Annotated in this window: 21 protein-coding genes; 11 read left to right on the forward strand and 10 right to left on the reverse strand. The window is 49.1% G+C overall.

Going from position 1 to position 19,515, the window contains the following annotated elements:
• Positions 1-8: 8 nt before the first annotated feature.
• The 3 genes from HV213_RS30535 to HV213_RS30545 form a co-directional block, all read right to left on the reverse strand.
• Positions 9-1,328 carry a DUF1173 family protein gene (locus tag HV213_RS30535; protein WP_032610439.1) on the reverse strand — a complete coding sequence of 440 codons (1,320 nt, stop codon included), beginning with the start codon at positions 1,326-1,328 and terminating at the stop codon, positions 9-11.
• Between the two features lie 23 nt (positions 1,329-1,351).
• The gene (locus HV213_RS30540; RefSeq protein WP_016246550.1) at positions 1,352-1,519 is read right to left on the reverse strand and encodes a hypothetical protein; all 168 of its coding nucleotides are present in this window, start codon (positions 1,517-1,519) and stop codon (positions 1,352-1,354) included.
• A 128-nt stretch (positions 1,520-1,647) separates the two neighbouring features.
• Complete coding sequence (locus tag HV213_RS30545; RefSeq protein ID WP_015062959.1) at positions 1,648-3,075, reverse strand: DNA cytosine methyltransferase; 1,428 nt, start codon at positions 3,073-3,075, stop codon at positions 1,648-1,650.
• 222 nt (positions 3,076-3,297) lie between these two features.
• Between HV213_RS30545 and HV213_RS30550 the strand changes: the two genes are divergently transcribed.
• The 6 genes from HV213_RS30550 to HV213_RS30575 all read left to right on the forward strand — a co-directional run bounded on the left by HV213_RS30550 (position 3,298) and on the right by HV213_RS30575 (position 8,657).
• The gene (locus HV213_RS30550; RefSeq protein ID WP_015062960.1) at positions 3,298-3,813 is read left to right on the forward strand and encodes a thermonuclease family protein; all 516 of its coding nucleotides are present in this window, start codon (positions 3,298-3,300) and stop codon (positions 3,811-3,813) included.
• A gap of 5 nt (positions 3,814-3,818) precedes the next feature.
• Positions 3,819-4,757: a hypothetical protein gene (locus HV213_RS30555; RefSeq protein ID WP_032610440.1), complete on the forward strand. Its 939-nt coding sequence runs from the start codon at positions 3,819-3,821 to the stop codon at positions 4,755-4,757.
• A gap of 315 nt (positions 4,758-5,072) precedes the next feature.
• The gene (locus HV213_RS30560) at positions 5,073-5,372 is read left to right on the forward strand and encodes a hypothetical protein (RefSeq protein WP_016246547.1); all 300 of its coding nucleotides are present in this window, start codon (positions 5,073-5,075) and stop codon (positions 5,370-5,372) included.
• A gap of 20 nt (positions 5,373-5,392) precedes the next feature.
• A complete protein-coding gene (locus HV213_RS30565) occupies positions 5,393-5,686 on the forward strand; it encodes a hypothetical protein (protein WP_016246546.1) in 294 nt (97 codons plus the stop codon).
• A gap of 646 nt (positions 5,687-6,332) precedes the next feature.
• Positions 6,333-7,811: a SulP family inorganic anion transporter gene (locus HV213_RS30570; protein WP_000927306.1), complete on the forward strand. Its 1,479-nt coding sequence runs from the start codon at positions 6,333-6,335 to the stop codon at positions 7,809-7,811.
• 18 nt (positions 7,812-7,829) lie between these two features.
• The gene (locus HV213_RS30575; protein WP_001066652.1) at positions 7,830-8,657 is read left to right on the forward strand and encodes a universal stress protein; all 828 of its coding nucleotides are present in this window, start codon (positions 7,830-7,832) and stop codon (positions 8,655-8,657) included.
• A gap of 59 nt (positions 8,658-8,716) precedes the next feature.
• Here the strand turns inward: HV213_RS30575 and arsC are convergent, their stop codons facing one another.
• Genes arsC through HV213_RS30590 form a run of 3 tightly spaced genes read right to left on the reverse strand, consistent with a single transcriptional unit; the run spans position 8,717 to position 10,810 of the window.
• Positions 8,717-9,142, reverse strand: coding sequence for a glutaredoxin-dependent arsenate reductase (gene arsC, locus HV213_RS30580; RefSeq protein ID WP_000065802.1), 426 nt, complete (start codon positions 9,140-9,142; stop codon positions 8,717-8,719).
• 12 nt (positions 9,143-9,154) lie between these two features.
• A complete protein-coding gene (locus HV213_RS30585) occupies positions 9,155-10,444 on the reverse strand; it encodes an arsenic transporter (RefSeq protein ID WP_000922628.1) in 1,290 nt (429 codons plus the stop codon).
• Positions 10,445-10,489: 45 nt separating this feature from the next.
• A complete protein-coding gene (locus HV213_RS30590) occupies positions 10,490-10,810 on the reverse strand; it encodes a transcriptional regulator (RefSeq protein WP_000941305.1) in 321 nt (106 codons plus the stop codon).
• Between the two features lie 86 nt (positions 10,811-10,896).
• Here HV213_RS30590 and arsH point away from each other — a divergent pair, with 86 nt between their 5' ends.
• The gene (gene arsH, locus HV213_RS30595; protein ID WP_000130816.1) at positions 10,897-11,601 is read left to right on the forward strand and encodes an arsenical resistance protein ArsH; all 705 of its coding nucleotides are present in this window, start codon (positions 10,897-10,899) and stop codon (positions 11,599-11,601) included.
• Positions 11,602-11,633: 32 nt separating this feature from the next.
• Here the strand turns inward: arsH and HV213_RS30600 are convergent, their stop codons facing one another.
• Positions 11,634-13,037, reverse strand: a complete 1,404-nt coding sequence (locus HV213_RS30600; RefSeq protein WP_011152984.1) for an ISNCY family transposase — start codon at positions 13,035-13,037, stop codon at positions 11,634-11,636.
• 196 nt (positions 13,038-13,233) lie between these two features.
• On the opposite strand from HV213_RS30600, the gene HV213_RS30605 reads away from it, so the two are divergent.
• Complete coding sequence (locus HV213_RS30605; protein WP_001567369.1) at positions 13,234-13,866, forward strand: DUF6904 family protein; 633 nt, start codon at positions 13,234-13,236, stop codon at positions 13,864-13,866.
• A 28-nt stretch (positions 13,867-13,894) separates the two neighbouring features.
• Here HV213_RS30605 and HV213_RS30610 read toward each other — a convergent pair whose 3' ends face one another.
• The 3 genes from HV213_RS30610 to HV213_RS30620 form a co-directional block, all read right to left on the reverse strand.
• Positions 13,895-15,298 (reverse strand): ISNCY-like element ISKpn21 family transposase, encoded by a 1,404-nt coding sequence (locus HV213_RS30610; protein ID WP_001567368.1) that lies wholly within the window; start codon positions 15,296-15,298, stop codon positions 13,895-13,897.
• 259 nt (positions 15,299-15,557) lie between these two features.
• Entirely contained in the window at positions 15,558-15,815 is a 258-nt protein-coding gene (locus tag HV213_RS30615; protein WP_103216141.1) for a hypothetical protein, read from the reverse strand.
• Between the two features lie 491 nt (positions 15,816-16,306).
• A complete protein-coding gene (locus HV213_RS30620) occupies positions 16,307-17,287 on the reverse strand; it encodes an IS5-like element IS5 family transposase (protein ID WP_000019403.1) in 981 nt (326 codons plus the stop codon).
• Between the two features lie 242 nt (positions 17,288-17,529).
• On the opposite strand from HV213_RS30620, the gene HV213_RS30625 reads away from it, so the two are divergent.
• Genes HV213_RS30625 through HV213_RS30635 form a run of 3 tightly spaced genes read left to right on the forward strand, consistent with a single transcriptional unit; the run spans position 17,530 to position 19,470 of the window.
• On the forward strand, positions 17,530-18,168 hold the full coding sequence (locus HV213_RS30625) for a vWA domain-containing protein (protein ID WP_001388628.1): 639 nt from the start codon (positions 17,530-17,532) through the stop codon (positions 18,166-18,168).
• A gap of 22 nt (positions 18,169-18,190) precedes the next feature.
• The gene (locus HV213_RS30630; RefSeq protein ID WP_032610462.1) at positions 18,191-18,832 is read left to right on the forward strand and encodes a TerD family protein; all 642 of its coding nucleotides are present in this window, start codon (positions 18,191-18,193) and stop codon (positions 18,830-18,832) included.
• Positions 18,832-19,470, forward strand: coding sequence for a vWA domain-containing protein (locus HV213_RS30635; RefSeq protein ID WP_015062986.1), 639 nt, complete (start codon positions 18,832-18,834; stop codon positions 19,468-19,470). Before HV213_RS30630 ends, HV213_RS30635 begins: the two co-directional genes overlap by 1 nt.
• Positions 19,471-19,515: the final 45 nt, after the last annotated feature.

A 19,515-nucleotide genomic window follows, 5' to 3' on the forward strand; every position in this document is an offset into this window, starting at 1 on the left:
ACCCCATTTTAAGGTTGTGATTCGGGTGAATTGTATTTTTTAGCTTCAGGGAAATGAGGGAGATCCTGGGATTCCGTCTTCTCCGTAGCATCCCAGTGCCACCATCCATAGGCCCCATATTCCTGGTTGTAATACGCCTTCTTAAGTTCCTTTCGCGCAAGATAGGCTGGTGTCGACATTCCGAAAACCTCCATCGGGAACGGCTTATCACTCCGGGTATCAAGTAAATAAAAATCGGGGAATACATCGCTCGCACTTGCGTCATACCGCATAGGCTTAACATAGTGCCGGTGTTCGGCATCCAGTTTACGGGATACAATCGCTTCGTATGAGGAGTCCAGAGGTATCCAGTTATCACTCACCAGCATAAGCACTATCTGATGAGCTCGTGCAGAGAGACCTCTAGTGGTCACAGATACGGGAGAGGTAAGTGCAAAAACAACAACTTTGCCACCATTTTTCCAGGCTGCATATTCCAGTGGGAATCGCCGCTTCACGCTATCCCAGTGCCCGTCTGAGTTAAAGAAGGTAAGGGGCATACCGCCGAAGTTACGCATAGGAAGAAACTTCAGTGGCTTCTCATGCTTTTCTGCGTCATAGCGCGGCAGTACTGATAGCAGCAGCAGTCGCTTGTCGCTCAGTTCTGCGGACGACAACAGCTTAACCTGCTCACTGGCCACTTTGCTTTTAGAGTCCGCCACCCCGATAAAGAGATGGTCGCCAATACACGCTCTACCTGATTTGACCTGCTTTGCGGCGTCCAACATCCGGTAGCGAACCAGCGAATCATTTCGCTTCCCGGCCATATTCGGATACCAGACATTAAGACCGGCTTCAGTCCACAACAGACTCAGAAGTCCGGACAGGGTCATTGAAGCCTGTCCACCTTCAGGTCGCTGGATTTGGGGCGGGGTAGGAACCTCTGACTTTTCCGGCGGATCTTTCTCCGTCATGCCTATTCCGAGGCGTATTGACATGGTCCCCTCATTGTTGATGCGTACAACATTGCTGGCATAACCCTTTAACCCCGTATGCCTGGCATCAAGGTCGAAAAACACGCACGATGGATCATGCTCAGTGCCGGTATTTGCAGCCTTAATCAATATGAAGGTATCACTGTTTGGTAGCGACCGGACGTACAGACGCTTTGCGCCTTTGCCCCGGCATCCGCAGGTGATCACAGATTTCTGCCCGGACGTGTGGTGTGCTTTCTTTAGGGCCGACTGCCATCCCTTTACATACTCGTTCTGCGTCTGAAATTCAGCCGAGTATCGTTTCGTGTTTGGTTCGTCATCGTAAGCAATAAATACTGCAAACTTCTGGCCCATGGGACCTCCTGAAATTTAAAAGACTAATAGCCCAGCCATCTCAATACATCCTGCGCGTTGTACTCTTCCTTCTCACCCAACTCGGAAAAAAACACGTTGATGTCGCTGGCCTCAACGCCATGTTTAGCAAGCTCTTGGAGAGCCCTTTGTTTTGTAATAGTAAGATCTTCAGCTGAATCAAAATACGTCATCAGTACCTCCTGATGAAGGCGATAACTGAAGCAGGCTTACTCTTCCTGCCCAGGTTTTATCTGCGTGAATGTTAATATTTTGTGAATTAAACCATTACGTTACCCTGTTAAATCACACAGAAGAATGACTATGATGCCGCTTCAAACTCTCCCTTGAGCCGAGCCGAAACGGCAGTCTCAATACGGCTCCGAAGCAAACTGGCCACGGCCGCAAATACGTCGACGATGACCGAATTCCCGAACTGGCGATAGGCCTGCGTATCAGAGACTGGAATGCGAAAAGTAACTTTTCCCGGTTGCTCGAACCCCATAAGGCGGGCACATTCTCGCGGGGTTAAACGGCGTGGGCGCCTTGCCAAATTGACAGGATCATTAAAGTGCTTTTCGCCTATGCTAAAATCCCATCCCCGGTCTAATAAAATTTCAGATCCATCCCGATAATAGCGTGCGCTGAGTGTTCTGCAAACCACTGTTTCTATTGATGAATCTACCAAACCATAGCCAAATCCATTGCCTTTTGCCTGGTGCTTTTTAGCGTAGTTATAAAGGTATTCCCAGAGCTTTGGAGAAAGGATGTAACGGCTATCGACCTCAGCGTCCAGCAGCTCCCTAAGGGTTGGCCGTCGTGAAGGATAAAGAGCGGATACACCACTTAGCGAAAAGCCATCATTGAGTTTCAGATCACGGCGGAAACCGACCAGCACGATACGTTCCCGGTGCTGAGGTCTGAAGTTCTTACCGTCAATTATTTTGGGGTCCTTTGCTCCGTGAGCATCGGAGTCGGCAACATCGTAGCCGAGCTCATCAAGCGCATTCATGATGATGCGGAACGTATTGCCTTTATCGTGACTCTTCAGATTTTTTACGTTCTCCAGAACGAAAATGGCAGGCTGTTTGGCTCGGATGATCCGGGCAACATCAAAAAAAAGGGTCCCCTGGGTGTCGCATTCAAAGCCGTGCTTTCGGCCAAGGGAGTTCTTTTTGCTGACACCGGCAATACTGAACGGCTGGCATGGGAAACCTGCGAGCAAAACATCATGGTCTGGGATGGATGCATCGATAGAAGCATAGGCCTGGTCATCCGAAACATCGGGAAGATTACTGAGTGTAATGTCCCGGATATCTGAGTTGAAATGGTGCTCAGTCTCGTCACAGTACCAGTTTGCACTGTAAGTCCGTCGGGAGAACTGATTCCACTCACTGGTGAACACACATTTTCCGCCGATGGCGTCAAAACCACTCCGGAGGCCACCGATCCCAGCAAACAAGTCAATAAATCGGAAAAACTTCTGGTCATAGTCCGCTGGCCGAGAGGGGAGCAACGTTCGAAGATAACGATATCCTTCCTGGGTGATTTGGCATTCATTAACTGCACCTTTAATCTGGCGAATAAGCGTTCCCCTCGACCATTCGCTGCCGGTTGCAGCATTAAGTTGCTCAGCCAAATCCTTCACGTCGTAGATGCTTGCAACCTGCACCAGTAATTTATGGATAGAGGAAGGTGTCTCATCATTAAGCAATGCTGTTATTGCAGGCTCAGTTCTATCGTTGTACATCCTTACTCCGTGAAATGTGATTAATTTAGGTTCTCAGACTACCACGCGGTGAAAATTCAATTTTTTGTTAAAGGCCTTTATTTTCATCTCCTGTATTAAAATTTTTACCCACTCAAATTGCCTCCGTTAACAGAAAATCGCCGAGTTTCTAATTGGTACAATAAGCGCGTCAAATCACACGACTTATTTGTTACTACGAACCATCTAATTCAGGGAGAACGTATGACTCTTTTGAAAAAGTTACTTTTGCCGACATTAATCGTCCTTTTCCCGGTGGCAACTCTTGCTACCCAATCATCATTTGAAGCGAAAGTGGTAAAAATTATCGACGGGGACACAATCACCGCGCTCGATGGTCAGAATACAAACATCAAAATCCGCTTGTACGGTATTGATGCCCCCGAAAGTAAGCAGGCCTTTGGACAAAAGGCTAAACAAGCGTTGAGCTCCGCGATTGCTGCACAGAATATTACGGTAATAGACCACGGACCTGATATTTACGGCAGGATGCTGGGAACCATTTGGCTTGATGGTTATGACATAAACGCCTCAATGGTAGACAGTGGCTATGCATGGGTATACCGGTTTGACGGTAATGCCATCGTCCCAAACTATCTGAAATTCGAAGCTTCAGCGCAGAAAGCAGTTAAAGGCCTCTGGGTAGATCCGAATCCCGTTGCCCCCTGGGAGTGGCGCCAGCAAAACCAGAAACCTCAAAAGACGAAAAGCAGGGGGTGACCGCGATGACAAGACAACATCCTTTATTGAAAATTGCGCTTAATAACGATGGACATCTTTCGTGGCCAATTTTACCCGGACAAACTCAGCGCTGCCCAACGTGTCTGCGAGACGTTATTCCGGGTCCGGATGGGGATTTAGTACATCAAGTGGAGGAGGGCGTTAACCCCTGCACGCCATCTGTAGATGTTGTCATTTCAAAGTCGATCATTGAACTCCTCAGCGCAGGTGAGCGCCTATATGTTAACCCAGTTAAGAACGCGAATAGAACACTGGCCCCATCGTTTATCTTTCTGCACAAAGACCAGCAACTTCGACCATTTATAAATACGGACTATCAACCAGCAGGGGCCACCTGGAGAAGTGATAAAGGGAACAGACTTGGTCTTTTCTATATGGATGAGCGAGCGTCTAAAATTAATAAGGACCAGTTCGATTTTATTGCTGTAATAGACCCATCTACTTTTCAAGCAGAATTTGAGACCTTATGGTCCATGGGCGAATTTGATAACCCCCTTACCGCGTTACAGCACTCACTGGTTTCAGAGAATATGTCATCTGTCTGGGTGAAATGGCCTGTTAAAAACCTGCAATCGAGGAAAGAATCGGTGAAGTCCGATTACTGGTATGACTATTATACACCTCACTACCCAGAGGAGCAGGCAGCTTGCACGGCAACCGTGATTGGAATAGACGGAAATGTATCCGGGGAAACTATTTACATGCTCCAGATCGCCCTAGACCGGTCGACAGTTGAGTACCAGCTTGTAAAATCGCTAGGGGTCATATTGCTACTGGATAATACGGGAAATTTCGTATCGGAGGCGCAGCCTCACTTTGATATAATCATCAAAGCTTGCATCTCGGGCGTCAGAGACTTTGTACGTCAAAATCCTCGAATGCGGAGTGTGGAGCATCAGATTACCAGTGCAATGCCTGGTTAGTTAAATCATGAAGGATTTCCAATGACATGCAGCCGGTTGAGTTCTGATTCGATTGACGGGTTCACCTTTTTCATTTCGCCTCACGGTCAGGGATGTAGACTGTCTGTCGAACCTGAATACCGCCGCAATGGAACACAAAATTTCGATGGCTGGTTCCCTCGATATTACACTAAGCCACAATACGCTAAAGCAGCATTGACACGGTTTCTTGGGGAACCTGTTAATTGGTTGGATTGTAATGACCATAATTAGGGCTTTCAGACAGTTAGCCAACAAAAAAATCTTTAACTCACCAACAATATTGAGAATTACCAAATGGAAAATCTGGATGTTGTATCAGCGGTAGATTTTTACTTAGAAAAAGCATTTTATTTATTTGGATTCATAATGTTAGGTATGGCATGGCTTACTTTCCGTGCTGGTTCAACTTATCAGCATTTTAAAAATGCTGATAAGTTAGTCAGTGAAGGTAGAGGATCTTTCTCAAGCGGTGAAGAACCTGAAATGATCCGGCGACTTAAGTTCCAAACATTGATCTGGTACATTGCTAATTGTGTGGTGTTAGCACTATCCACTATTGTTTTTGGGTATCTATTTTATCTACTTCACAGTTAATCAAACAAGGAGATATTTTTATGCACGAGAATCAGGCACATCAAATAATTGACGCACTAAGTAAAGATAAGTATATCTACATTGCCCTTATGATTTTAGTCATTCACCTCTTGATGAAGCAAGTGAATAAACATCACGATAAGCTTGTAACTTCAAGGCGTATTTATGATGACCATAAATCTGGCAAAGCACTCGATGAAACACCAGCCGAAACCTTGACCATGATGAAAAAAAGCTTTATTTCCATCGTAGTTAACTTATTTTCAATTATTAGCGTCACGGTACTGGCTGCATGTTTTTTCATCTATTTTTAGTTCAGTAATGGTACAGATAGTTCCGCTGGTACCTATGGCGGTCTATCTGTATGAGTTTAAAAAATTTTTCTAGTAACGAAGGACCTAAAATGATTAGGTAAGAACGGGGTAAGCCCGTCCTATGTCCTGGATGGTGATAATGCAGGTTGCCCACAGGAAAATCATCATGGAAATCCCAAATCCCAAATCCCGTGCCAGTGCGTAATCCAAGAAGTAAAACGTAACCCATTGATTTATATGTCAAAGCTAAGTAGAGATGTCCGGGGTGGGGCAAAGTTCAAATGTCCTTTGATAATATTGAATTCCTGGATAAAAATCGCATCTTAACCTCTTCGTTTGAGTACCTTGTTGGGTTGACCCCGTATTCGCTTTATTTGTAGTATTGGGCTGCTTTGAAGTGTTTCATGTTCAAACGCGACGTGTTCTGTAAGTTCTTCCTGACAACAGAGCCGACAATATATACACATCCGCTATGGAGAATCTGACAACCGCTATGCGTATTACGCCACCCTGAGTTTTTCCTTCCTCTGTCGTACTGAGCAAGCCTCAGCACGCACTCAATAACATCCCGTCTGCGGATGTGCTTTACCGTACGTAAAAATGTAGCCCTCCAGGGCTGACTGTATCTAAAAACTGAGAAATTACTATGTTGCTGTCCTCGACGCGTAAGGACTGGCTGGGTAACGTCCGTGGTGACGTTCTGGCCGGTATTGTTGTCGCGCTCGCACTCATTCCAGAAGCGATCGCCTTTTCCATTATCGCCGGTGTTGATCCCCAGGTGGGCCTCTACTCGGCGTTCTGTATTCCTCTCGTTATGGCCTTCTTTGGCGGACGTCCGGCGATGATTTCGTCCTCCACCGGTGCAATGGCTCTCCTGATGGTGACGCTGGTGAAAGATCATGGCTTACAGTATTTACTGGCTGCCTCCATACTGACCGGGGTATTCCAGCTGATAGCCGGATATCTGAAGCTTGGCGGGCTGATGCGTTTTGTTTCACGCTCAGTGGTCACGGGGTTTGTTAATGCACTGGCAATACTGATTTTTATGGCCCAGTTGCCTGAGCTGACCAATGTGACATGGCATGTTTATGCCATGACTGCGGCAGGGCTGGGGATCATCTATCTCTTCCCTTATATCAACAAAACCATTCCTTCACCGCTTGTGTGCATCGTGGTGCTGACTGGGATTGCCATGTGGCTGCATCTGGATGTGCGAACCGTCGGGGATATGGGGAAACTTCCCGACAGTCTGCCGGTCTTCCTGCTCCCGGACGTGCCTTTAAATCTTCAGACGCTGCTCATCATCCTGCCATATTCTGCGGGGCTTGCGGTGGTTGGCCTGCTTGAGTCGATGATGACCGCCACTATCGTGGATGACATGACCGACACGCCAAGCGACAAAAACAGGGAGTGCAAAGCTCAGGGCATCGCGAACATCTGCACATCCTTTATCGGAGGAATGGCAGGCTGCGCGATGATTGGGCAATCTGTTATCAACGTAAAATCCGGTGGACGCGGACGACTTTCAACCCTCACGGCGGGCGTGGTGCTGCTTTGCCTGATTGTGTTCCTGCGCAACTGGGTCTCCCAAATTCCGATGGCAGCGCTGGTCGCGGTGATGATTATGGTTTCCATCGGGACATTCTCCTGGCGCTCCATTGCCAACCTGCGGACACACCCCCTTTCAACCAGCGTGGTCATGCTTGCCACCGTAGCGGTTGTGGTGGCAACACATAATCTGGCCTTCGGTGTGCTGACCGGTGTACTGATTGCTTCGCTCAATTTTGCCACTAAAGTATCCCGGTTCATGCGTGTAACCTCAGTTCTGGAGGGGACGAGCCGGACGTATACCGTCACCGGCCAGGTATTCTTTGCATCAGCAGACCGCTTTACGAGCCACTTTGATTTCCGTGAAGCGATTGAGAATGTGGTGATAGACGTTTCACATGCCCATTTCTGGGACATCACGTCCGTCAGCGCCCTGGATAAGGTGGTCATTAAGTTCCGCAGAGAGGGCGCCGGGGTTGAAATACGTGGGATGAATGAAGCCACCCGCACCATCGTTGACCGGTTTGGTGTTCACGATAAACCTGAAGAAGTCGAAAAACTGATGGGCGGTCATTAACAGACTGGAGGGAAAACTATGAATAATACTGTTACAGCTTGTGTGGACGGTTCACTTTCAACGCGGTCAGTGTGTGAATATGCGGCGTGGGCAGCCCGCACTTTGCAATCACAGCTAGCACTGTTGCACGTTATCGAAAAAGACAGCACCCCGGTAGTGTCAGACCTGACCGGCACTCTCGGCATAGACAGTCAGCAATTGCTGACCGATGAGCTGGTAGAAATTGAAGGGCAACGTAATCGCCTGCTGATGGCCCAGGGGAAAGCAATACTGGAAAGTTGTGCTGAACTGCTTCAAAAACAGGGAAGCCCGGATGTGCTTTTGATGCAAAAACACGGTACACCGGATGAAGTTCTGGCAGAGCTGAGCGACCTTCGTCTCATGGTGCTGGGGCGTCGGGGTAGCCAGCATCCGGTAGGCTCTCATCTGGAAAGCGTTATTCGTCTGCAAAAGAAACCCCTACTGGTTGTTCCGGAGAACTACTCAGTGCCTTCCAGAGTCATGCTGGCTTATGATGGCAGTGAAGAAAGCAGGAGTAACCTGGAACGTCTGACGATGAGTCCCTTACTCAGGGGGCTGGAGTGCCACCTTGTCATGGTAAACGGTAAGAAGGAAGAGCTGCTGACCGCACAGCAAATTTTACGTGACGCGGATATAGAAAACAGCACAACACATCTTACCGGGCAATCAGTCGGGGACGCGCTTATTCGTTACGCCGAGGAAAATGCTGTCGATCTGATAGTGATGGGGGCCTACGGTCATTCCAGGTTGCGGCAGTTCTTTATCGGTAGTCATACCTCCGAAATGCTGCAAAAGACGCAACAACCGCTTCTTATCCTCCGTTAGCACTGATTATCTTAAATAAAAAAGGGCGAGTTCTCTCGCCCTTCGTCACAAGAACACGTTTAGTTCAGCCGGTTACCTTTTTCATCAACTACCTTCTCACCGTCCTCTTTCGTGAACGCGCTTTTCTGCGCATCGGGAAGAATATCCAGCACGACTTCAGAAGGGCGGCATAGCCGGGTACCCAGCGGCGTTACCACGATAGGGCGATTGATCAGAACAGGGTGCTGCAACATAAAATCGATTAACTGCTCGTCAGTAAAGCGGTCTTCCGCCAGCCCTAACGCTTCAAAAGGTTCGACATTCTTACGCAGCAGCGCTCGTACCGTGATCCCCATATCCGCAATGAGTTTTACCAGCTCAGCTCGTGATGGTGGGGTTTCAAGATAATGAATAACGGTCGGCTCTGTACCGCTGTTGCGGATCATTTCAAGGGTATTGCGTGACGTGCCGCAGGCCGGGTTGTGATAAATGGTAATGTTGCTCATATCAGTATCTCATTACAAAGTGAAAGACAGACGAAGCGCCAGTGCTGCAAGCGTGACAAACAGCACGGGGATTGTCATGACAATGCCCACCCGGAAGTAATATCCCCAGGTAATTTTGATATTTTTCTGCGACAGAACGTGCAGCCACAGTAACGTTGCCAGACTGCCGATAGGGGTAATTTTTGGCCCCAGGTCGCTGCCGATGACGTTGGCGTAAATCATCGCTTCTTTGATAACACCGGTCGCAGTGCTGCCATCAATCGACAGCGCCCCGACCAGCACGGTCGGCATATTGTTCATCACTGATGACAGGAAGGCCGTCAGGAAGCCCGTACCCAGCGTTGCCGCCCACAATCCCTGCTCTGCCAGCTGATTCAGCAAGGAAGAGAGATAGTGGGTCAGACCGGCATTTCGTAAGCCGTAGACCACCAGGTACATCCCCAGCGAGAAGATAACGATTTGCCAGGGCGCACCACGCAGCACCTTACCGGTGTTAATGGCATGCCCTTTTTTCGCAACAGCAAACAGAAGCAATGCACCAGCGGCTGCGACCAAACTGACCGGTACGCCCAGCGGCTCCAGTCCGAAGAATCCCACCAGAAGCAACACCAGAACCAGCCAGCCGGTTTTAAAGGTATTCACATCACGTATAGCGTCTTTCGGTTCTTTCAACAGAGAAACGTCGTAAACGGCGGGAATGTCCTTACGGAAAAACAGATGCAGCATCACCAGCGTAGCCGCAATCGCGGCCAGGTTAACCGGGACCATCACGGCGGCATATTCTGAGAAACCAAGCTTAAAGAAATCCGCCGAGACGATATTCACCAGGTTTGAGACAATCAGTGGCAGGCTTGCCGTGTCAGCGATAAACCCTGCGGCCATGATAAACGCTAAGGTTGCCCCCCGGCTGAATCCCAGCGCCAGCAGCATCGCGATAACGATAGGTGTCAGGATCAGTGCCGCACCGTCGTTGGCAAACAGTGCCGCAACCATCGCACCAAGCAGGACGATCCAGGTGAAGAGCAGCCGCCCCCGGCCATTCCCCCAACGGGCAACGTGCAGCGCGGCCCATTCAAAGAAGCCGGATTCGTCGAGCAGAAGACTGATGATGATCACGGCGATAAAGGTGGCGGTCGCATTCCACACTATCTGCCAGACCACCGGAATATCCCCCAGATGAACGACGCCAGTCAGCAATGCCAGAATTGCGCCCAGTGAGGCACTCCAGCCAATCCCCAGCCCTCTGGGTTGCCAGATAACCAGGACGAGCGTGAATAAAAAGATAGCACCAGCCAGTAACATCAGAAACTCCATTCACATTTGTTTATTCGGATATATATATCGCCATCAGCAGGAGACAGATGCCACGCTACTGAGCTTGTTGCGTATGTTTTCTCGTTCACAGTTCCAGGCTGTATCAATAATACCCGCAGCCCATGCTGGCATGTGTGGCGACAGTCGGTAATGCACCCATTTTCCTTCGCGACGGTCGATGACCAGCTCGGCTTCACGTAAAAGGGCCATATGGCGAGAAATTTTTGGCTGAGACTCTGCGGTTGCCGCACAGATGTCACAGACGCACATTTCACCGGACTCCCTGAGAAGCATCACGATAGTTGAACGGGTCTCGTCGGCGAGCAGTTTAAAAAGCTGAACAGGCTGTAGCATGCTTAACCTCGTAAAAAAATAACAATACATATGGTATTTCATATGTGATAACTTTTAAAGCATAGCTTATGAAATGGAGATTTTTTATGACCGACTTACCAGCAATCGAACCGGCTTATTTTGATGATGCGCTTGCCAGCAAACTTACGGGCAACAACGAAACCATGCCGCGAATTCTCATCCTGTACGGTTCAGTACGAGAGCGGTCCTACAGTCGTTTTGCAGCGGAAGAGGCCGGGCGGTTGCTGGCAAAGATGGGGGCTGAGGTGAAAATATTTAACCCATCCGGTCTGCCGTTACCCGATGATGCGCCCGAAAGTCACCCCAAAGTGCTTGAACTCCGCGAGCTGGTCAGGTGGTGTGACGGAATGGTCTGGAGTTCTCCGGAAAGACATGGCGCCATGAGCTCGGTGATGAAGGCCCAGATTGACTGGATACCCCTGAGTGAAGGTGCTGTTCGTCCTTCCCAGGGTAAAACGCTGGCCGTCATGCAGGTTTGTGGTGGTTCACAGTCGTTTAACACGGTCAATCAGATGCGGATACTTGGCCGCTGGATGCGGATGTTCACCATCCCCAATCAGTCGTCAGTGCCAAAGGCATGGCAGGAATTTGATGATGAAGGGCGCATGAAACCCTCACCCTGGTATGACAGGATTGTCGACGTTACCGAAGAGTTGTTCAAAATGACGTTACTCCTGAAAGGGCACACAGCCTACCTGTCCGACCGCTACAGCGAAAGGAAAGAGAGTCATCAGGAGCTCGCGGCACGGGTCAATCAGGCCAAAATCTGACAGCCAGGCATGCCCGGATGGATTACCGGGCTTTAAATCGGTTTCTTCCCAAATATCTCTTCAGAGCGTGACTGAAGTTTCACCAGGGCATTGAACATATCGTCCTGATCCAGGGAACGCTGGGATTTCTTCGTCGTGGGAGCTTTACGCCTGCGAGAAGGGCCGTCTCCGGATGGTACGGATTGCGACCGGTTATTATCCCGCTCGGCCTGGACCAGCTGCGCCATTTCCAGGGCCCGCCCCAGACGTTTGTTATCCACAATGGCCCCCTGATCGATTTCAGAAAGCTTGTCATAGGTGGAGTAGGGAAGTGATACGCCATTAAGCCGGAGCTCTTTATGTCCATCCGGGTAATGCCAGACATCGATGTATTTACCAATCGCCCGACGACTGAATTCGCTGTCTTCAATCAGATAAAGGACTTTGTCGTATTGCACTGTGAGTGATTTCGACACTTTACGAGCTTCACGCCAGTTAAATACCATATCAAGATCGTCATCGACATCCAGTTCCCGATGAACATCAAACTCCTGGCGAGGCGCTTTTGCGAAACGACGGTTGTAATCGTTCATGAACTCTTCGGCAAATGCGTTCGCAGCTTCCATGGAACTGATGCCCTGGAGCCTGAGCTCCTTGACCAGTCGGTCCTGAAGCGTCAGGTGCGCCCGTTCAACGCGGCCTTTGGCAGCACTGGTTTCTGCACAAATGGTCTGAATGTTCAGTTCATGCATCGCACGGCCAAACTGGGTATCGCCGTCGCCGCCGGTTGCATTTTTATTGTTGATCCTGAATACGCTGGCTTTGTCGCTGTACAGCGCAAGCGGTTTGCCATGTTTTTCAATATAGCCCCGGGTCGCTTCAAAATAGGTGAAAGTAGACTCAGATTTCACGAAAAGAAGCTGCATTAAACGACTGGTTGCGTCATCAACGTAAACCAGTGCCGTACACTTAGGTCCCCGATTTTCAAACCAGTGGTGGTCGCAGCCGTCGATTTGTATGAGTTCACCGGCACAGGCACGGCGGTAACGAGGTTGCTGAATTTTTGGCGCACGTTGCTTACGTGGGACCCACAGACTGGCCTGAGTCATCAGCTTACGGACGGTTTCTTTGGAAAGATGAACACCGTGCACCTCAGACAGTTTTTCACAGGCCAGCGTCGGACCGAAATCGTTATAGCGTTCGCGAATAATGTTCAGCGCGTATGCGGCCAGTCCCTGAGGCAACTGGTTGTTACTGGATTTACCACGACGGCGGCTGGTCATGCCAATCGGACCATCTTCACGATAACGCGCAAGCAGACGACGGCACTGACGGTCGGAGATACCAAGCCGCTGAGCTGCCATTTGTGTTGTCAGACGCCGGTCGATGACATCCTGAATGATTTTGAGTCGGTTAACTTCATCCAATGTGAAAAACTCCGCTGCGAGAGCCGTCATGGTAATCCTTACTTGATTATACACGCCGGACATCTTAACTTAGCCATTATCGGACATTACAACTTTGCTACTACATTATATGTCAAGGCTCAATTGAAATGTCCGTTATCCAGCTCAATTAAAATGACCACTTTGATCTCTCATTCTCTTTACTGATAGACTTTCCTCCGACTGAAACAACAGGATGATTGAGCCCATGCTTCGATACGAGTTAACGCCGAACAATGCAGGTTTTATACTGTGGGGAGATTCAGAAGCCCTGAATGAATTACATGAACTCATTCATTACATCGTGGATGAAAGCCCACTGATTAAAGTTAAAGACGGATTTATGTTATCCCTTGCCTATGATATTCGTAAAGCACGGGAAGGTAATCGTCGTGTTGAGCAACATCAGTATGATCAACATGATACATATAAGCTTTATGGTGTTGAGCTTTTATGGCCTCTGGTCCTGGTACAGTCCTCAATACTCAGAAACTCAATGGGTTATATTCAGACAGACAAAAACCAGCTGTCTGTCATGTATGCCTTTGAATACCTGATAGAATCAGCATTAACAGAGTCTGAGAGAACAACGTCGAATGATATTATGCTAACAGTAAAATATGCATCAGACTCTGATTTTAATTTCATTGAGGATAATATTGACAGCAGGTGCTGCTATTTTATCAGCCTATCTCCGGAGCAAAGAAAAAAGCAGTTAATCAGTATTGTTCGTTCTTTTCATTCATTATGGGGTAAGTATGCCCGTGAAAAGCAGGACATAAAGATGCTGAACGAAATGAATAATACATCATGGGTCTGGCCGGACAATATCAACTGGTGAGCAACCACTGTCCGGCCAGTGAGTACCATCAGCGGGCTCTTTTACCAAAAATGTCCTCTGAACGTGACTGAAGCTGTTTGAGTGCTTCGAGCATGTCATCATTATCCAGTGAGCGCTGGGATTTCTTCCCTTCCTGCTTTGGCCGTCGTCGGGAAGGGCCATCTCCAGCGGGAATTGACTGAGAGCGCGTGTTATCCCGCTTGCTCTGCACCAGACTGATAAACTCCAGGGTTCGGCCAAGACGCTTGTTATCGACAATCGCGCCCTGGTCGATTTCTGACAGTCGGTCGTAGGTAGAGTAGGGAAGTAGCGTACCGTTCAGGCGCAGCTCTTTTCTGCCATCAGGATAGTGATACACATCGATATATTTACCTATTGCACGGCGACTCAGTTCGCTGTCTTCAATCAGGTACAACATTTTATCATATTGTATCGTCAACGATTTTGAGACTTTACGTTTTTCACGAACAGTGAAAATAAGCCCCAGGTCCTCATCATGTTCTACAGCACGGTGTACGTCAAAATCATGTCGCGGTACTTTGCCAAAACGGCGGTTATAGTCAGCCATATAGGCCTCAGCGAAGTCATTTGCAGCCTCCATTGAACAAATGCCCTGTAACCGCAGCTCTTTGACCAGACGATCCTGTAAAGTGAGGTGAGCTCGTTCTACACGCCCTTTGGCGGGACTGGTTTCTGCACAGATAGTCTGGATGTTCAGTTCATGCATGGCTCGCCCAAACTGAGTATGCCCGTCTCCGCCTGTGGCGTGTTTATTGTTAACACGAAAAACACCGGCTTTATCGCTGTACAGTGCCAGCGGTTTACCATGCTTATCGATATAGCGCCGCGTGGCTTCGAAGTAAGAAAACGTGGACTCCGATTTAACAAACAACAGTTCCATCAGTTTGCTGGTTGCATCATCAACATAGACCAGCGCGGTGCAGGCCGGGCCACGGCCTTCAAACCAGTCGTGATCACAGCCATCTATTTGTATCAGCTCACCAGTACACGGACGCCGGTACCGTGGTTGAGGGATCCTTGCGGCACGTTGTTTACGGGGAACCCATAAGCCAGCCCGCACCATGATGCGCCGGACAGTTTCTTTGCCAAGAAACAGTCCGTGGAGTTCTTCGAGCTTTTCACGCGCCAGAGTCGGACCGAAATCAGCATAACGCGTCTTGATCAGTTCCAGAGCCTGATCTGCGAGCCCGGGTGGCAACTGGCGGTTACCACGCATGCCACATCGTCTGCTGGCCATACCAAGCGGTCCGCCTTCACGGTAACGGGCAAGAAGTCTGCGGCATTGCCTGTCGCTGATACCGAGGTGCTCGGCCGCACGGCGCGTTGTGATGCGACGTTCAATGACGTCCTGTATAATCTTGATCCGGTTGATCTCTTTCAAAGTAAACACTCCTGAGCTTTCTGCGCTCATGATATGCCTCCCGGTAGTTTAAACGGACCAGTGAAGCTTACCATAGCGCGGACATCTGAATTGAGCCACAGGCGGACATTACTATTGAGCCATTACATTATAAGTGCGTATAACGTGGATTATGTTAACCCAAAACGTTTAATTGTAATGGATAGTCGAATTGGGTATACTTTCGGGAAGTACTTCAATTCATAATATACCCATGACTGAACTCGTTGAAAGTAAGCTGTGCCGAAAATGCAAGACTCTGAAGAGCTTGTTAGACTTCGGAATTGACCGTAAAAGTAAGGATGGCCATAAGACTCGCTGCCGCCAGTGCGTAGCTGGCGAAAACCGGTTGTATAAATTGAATAACCGCAATGTAGTCAATGCAGCCAAGAACCGGTATCGTCAACGCCATACCGCCGAAATGGCCGACTATATGCGTTTGTATCGTGCCAGGGTCCGTGGAAGCCAGCTGGCTGACCGCCACCGTCAGCACCTGGAGTTTCACAAAGAAGTGAATATTCAGCTTCAATTTAGGCTCGGAGCCATCATGGCCTCTCAGTTACTTCAGAATGACAAAACTATAGAGATTGAAAAGTTACTTTTAAAGTACCTTAAATCGCCTGAATCTGCTTCCGGAAGAAAGGCTCTTAATGAAGCTAGGGGAATCGCTTTCAGAGCGAAAATATCATATGAGGCGTTCAATACTCTTTTGAATACATTGAACAGATCACGAATTTAGATGCCCCGTTAGTATAAATCGTGTTTCTAAAGGCTTTCGTATGTTTAAAAAAGGAAAAAGCTTAATAGCTTTTAGTGATTAAAATTACTATGCAGGCGAAATAAATGAGCAGATTTTATGATTTCAATGCGTTAGGGAAGGTGCGAATAAGCGGGGAAATTCTTCTCGGCTGACTCAGTCATTTCATTTCTTCATGTTTGAGCCGATTTTTTCTCCCGTAAATGCCTTGAATCAGCCTATTTAGACCGTTTCTTCGCCATTTAAGGCGTTATCCCCAGTTTTTAGTGAGATCTCTCCCACTGACGTATCATTTGGTCCGCCCGAAACAGGTTGGCCAGCGTGAATAACATCGCCAGTTGGTTATCGTTTTTCAGCAACCCCTTGTATCTGGCTTTCACGAAGCCGAACTGTCGCTTGATGATGCGAAATGGGTGCTCCACCCTGGCACGGATGCTGGCTTTCATGTATTCGATGTTGATGGCCGTTTTGTTCTTGCGTGGATGCTGTTTCAAGGTTCTTACCTTGCCGGGGCGCTCGGCGATCAGCCAGTCCACATCCACCTCGGCCAGCTCCTCGCGCTGTGGCGCCCCTTGGTAGCCGGCATCGGCTGAGACAAATTGCTCCTCTCCATGCAGCAGATTACCCAGCTGATTGAGGTCATGCTCGTTGGCCGCGGTGGTGACTAGGCTGTGGGTCAGGCCACTCTTGGCATCGACACCAATGTGGGCCTTCATGCCAAAGTGCCACTGATTGCCTTTCTTGGTCTGATGCATCTCCGGATCGCGTTGCTGCTCTTTGTTCTTGGTCGAGCTGGGTGCCTCAATGATGGTGGCATCGACCAAGGTGCCTTGAGTCATCATGACGCCTGCTTCGGCCAGCCAGCGATTGATGGTCTTGAACAATTGGCGGGCCAGTTGATGCTGCTCCAGCAGGTGGCGGAAATTCATGATGGTGGTGCGGTCCGGCAAGGCGCTATCCAGGGATAACCGGGCAAACAGACGCATGGAGGCGATTTCGTACAGAGCATCTTCCATCGCGCCATCGCTCAGGTTGTACCAATGCTGCATGCAGTGAATGCGTAGCATGGTTTCCAGCGGATAAGGTCGCCGGCCATTACCAGCCTTGGGGTAAAACGGCTCGATGACTTCCACCATGTTTTGCCATGGCAGAATCTGCTCCATGCGGGACAAGAAAATCTCTTTTCTGGTCTGACGGCGCTTACTGCTGAATTCACTGTCGGCGAAGGTAAGTTGATGACTCATGATGAACCCTGTTCCATGGCTCCAGATGACAAACATGATCTCATATCAGGGACTTGTTCGCACCTTCCATAAGAGGCCATTCACATGTCGGTAATTCAATGGTGGTTAACTTATTTCTTTAATGCCGCTTCTGAGTATTTAATCTCCACCCGACAGATGTCGTGCCGTTTTATCAAATCTACAAACTCTGGCCTCTTCCTGAAACTACTCTCCTCTTCCGATCTCTTAAGAAGGAATTACATTTGAGACGCTTACCCGTATATCTGCTACTCGACACGTCCGGCTCTATGCACGGAGAGCCTATCGAAGCGGTTAAGAATGGCGTTCAGACGCTGCTTACCACGCTGAAACAGGATCCGTATGCACTCGAAACGGCTTACGTGTCAGTGATCACCTTTGATTCTTCAGCCCGACAGGCAGTCCCCCTGACAGACCTCCTGAGTTTCCAGATGCCAGCACTAACAGCCAGCGGCACCACGTCTCTTGGCGAAGCGCTTACCCTGACGGCCAGCTCCATTGCCAAAGAAGTACAGAAAACGACGGCTGACACTAAAGGTGACTGGCGTCCCCTAGTATTCCTGATGACGGATGGAAGTCCGAATGATGACTGGCGTAAAGGCCTGAATGACTTTAAAGCCGCCAGAACCGGCGTTGTTGTGGCATGTGCAGCCGGGCATGATGCCGATACCAGCGTCCTCAAAGAAATCACTGAAATCGTGGTTCAGCTCGATACAGCTGACAGTTCGACGATTAAAGCTTTCTTTAAATGGGTCAGTGCGAGCATTTCGGTAGGCAGTCAGAAAGTGGAGTCCAGCAAAAAAGAAGTGATCGGTCTTGAAGACCTGCCACCGCCGCCGCCAGAAGTAAATGTGGTCTTATAATTTTATTAATTAAGGGGATGTCATGTCTGTCAGTCTGAGCAAAGGCCAGGGCGTAAGCCTGAAAAAAAATGAATACGATCTCTCGTCCGTTACTATCGGCCTGGGTTGGGATATTAATGAGGAAAAGAAAGGTTTCCTCGGCGGGATCTTTGGTAAAAAAGAAGAAGAATACGACCTTGATGTGATCGCTTTCCTGTGTAATTCAGCCGGAAAGGTGACCGATCTCGGCAATGTGGAAAATGGTAAACCAACGCTTGTGAATGGCGATATCATCTTTTTCAACAGCCTTCGCCATAAGTCAGGCAATATCTGGCTGACAGGCGATAACCGAACCGGAGCCGGTGACGGTGACGATGAGCAAATTATTGTGCGCCTGAATTCCCTTGACGCTCAGTACGAGAAAATTGTGTTCATCGTTCAGATCTACAATGGTGAAAAGCTCCAGCAGCACTTTGGTAAAGTTCAGAATGCCTTCATCCGGGCAGTAGATGCCCGTAATATTGAAATGGCACGATTCGATCTTTCTGGCGGACCCGCCTTTGCCAGCCAGCGCTCCATGGTCTTTGCCGAGCTGATACGCGAACCTACAGGCTGGAAACTCAAGGCAATTGGTGAGCCTTCAGAATCAGATTCGTTTGTCTCACACCTGAGGAATTACATCTGATGCGTCGCCTGCCTGTTTACCTTGTTATCGACACCTCCGGTTCAATGCGCGGTGAGTCCATCCATTCCGTTAACGTTGGAATTCAGGCGATGCTAAACGCACTCCGCCAGGATCCATACGCCCTCGAAAGTGTCCATGTCTCCATTATCACCTATGACAATGAGGCGCGTGAGTTTATTCCTCTCACGCCGCTGGAAGACTTCCAGTTTTCTGACATCGTTGTGCCAAGCGCTGGCGGGACGTTCACCGGCGCTGCCCTTGAATGTCTGATGCAGTGTGTAGACCGGGATGTGCGTCGCTCAGATGGTGATACAAAAGGAGACTGGCGTCCCCTGGTATTCCTGATGACTGATGGTACGCCTTCTGATGCCATGGCGTACGGTGAAGCGGTAAAAGCTATTCGTGGCCGGGGATTTGGCTCCATCATTGCCTGTGCGGTAGGTCCTAAAGCAGGCCACGAGCATTTAAAACAGCTCACTGATAAGGTTGTGTCTCTGGAGACTCTCGACTCAACCGCTTTTGCAGGTTTCTTTAAATGGGTTTCGGCCAGCGTTTCTTCCGGTAGCACAAGCGCGGGGATCAATGCCGGAACAGATACCCTCCCACCTCCTCCACCAGAAATACAGCTGGTGCTCTGACAGACAGGAAGGTGCTGCTTTACCCGGCAAACGCCTTCCTTTACA

This window comes from Klebsiella sp. RHBSTW-00484, from assembly GCF_013705725.1.
Lineage (GTDB): Bacteria > Pseudomonadota > Gammaproteobacteria > Enterobacterales > Enterobacteriaceae > Klebsiella.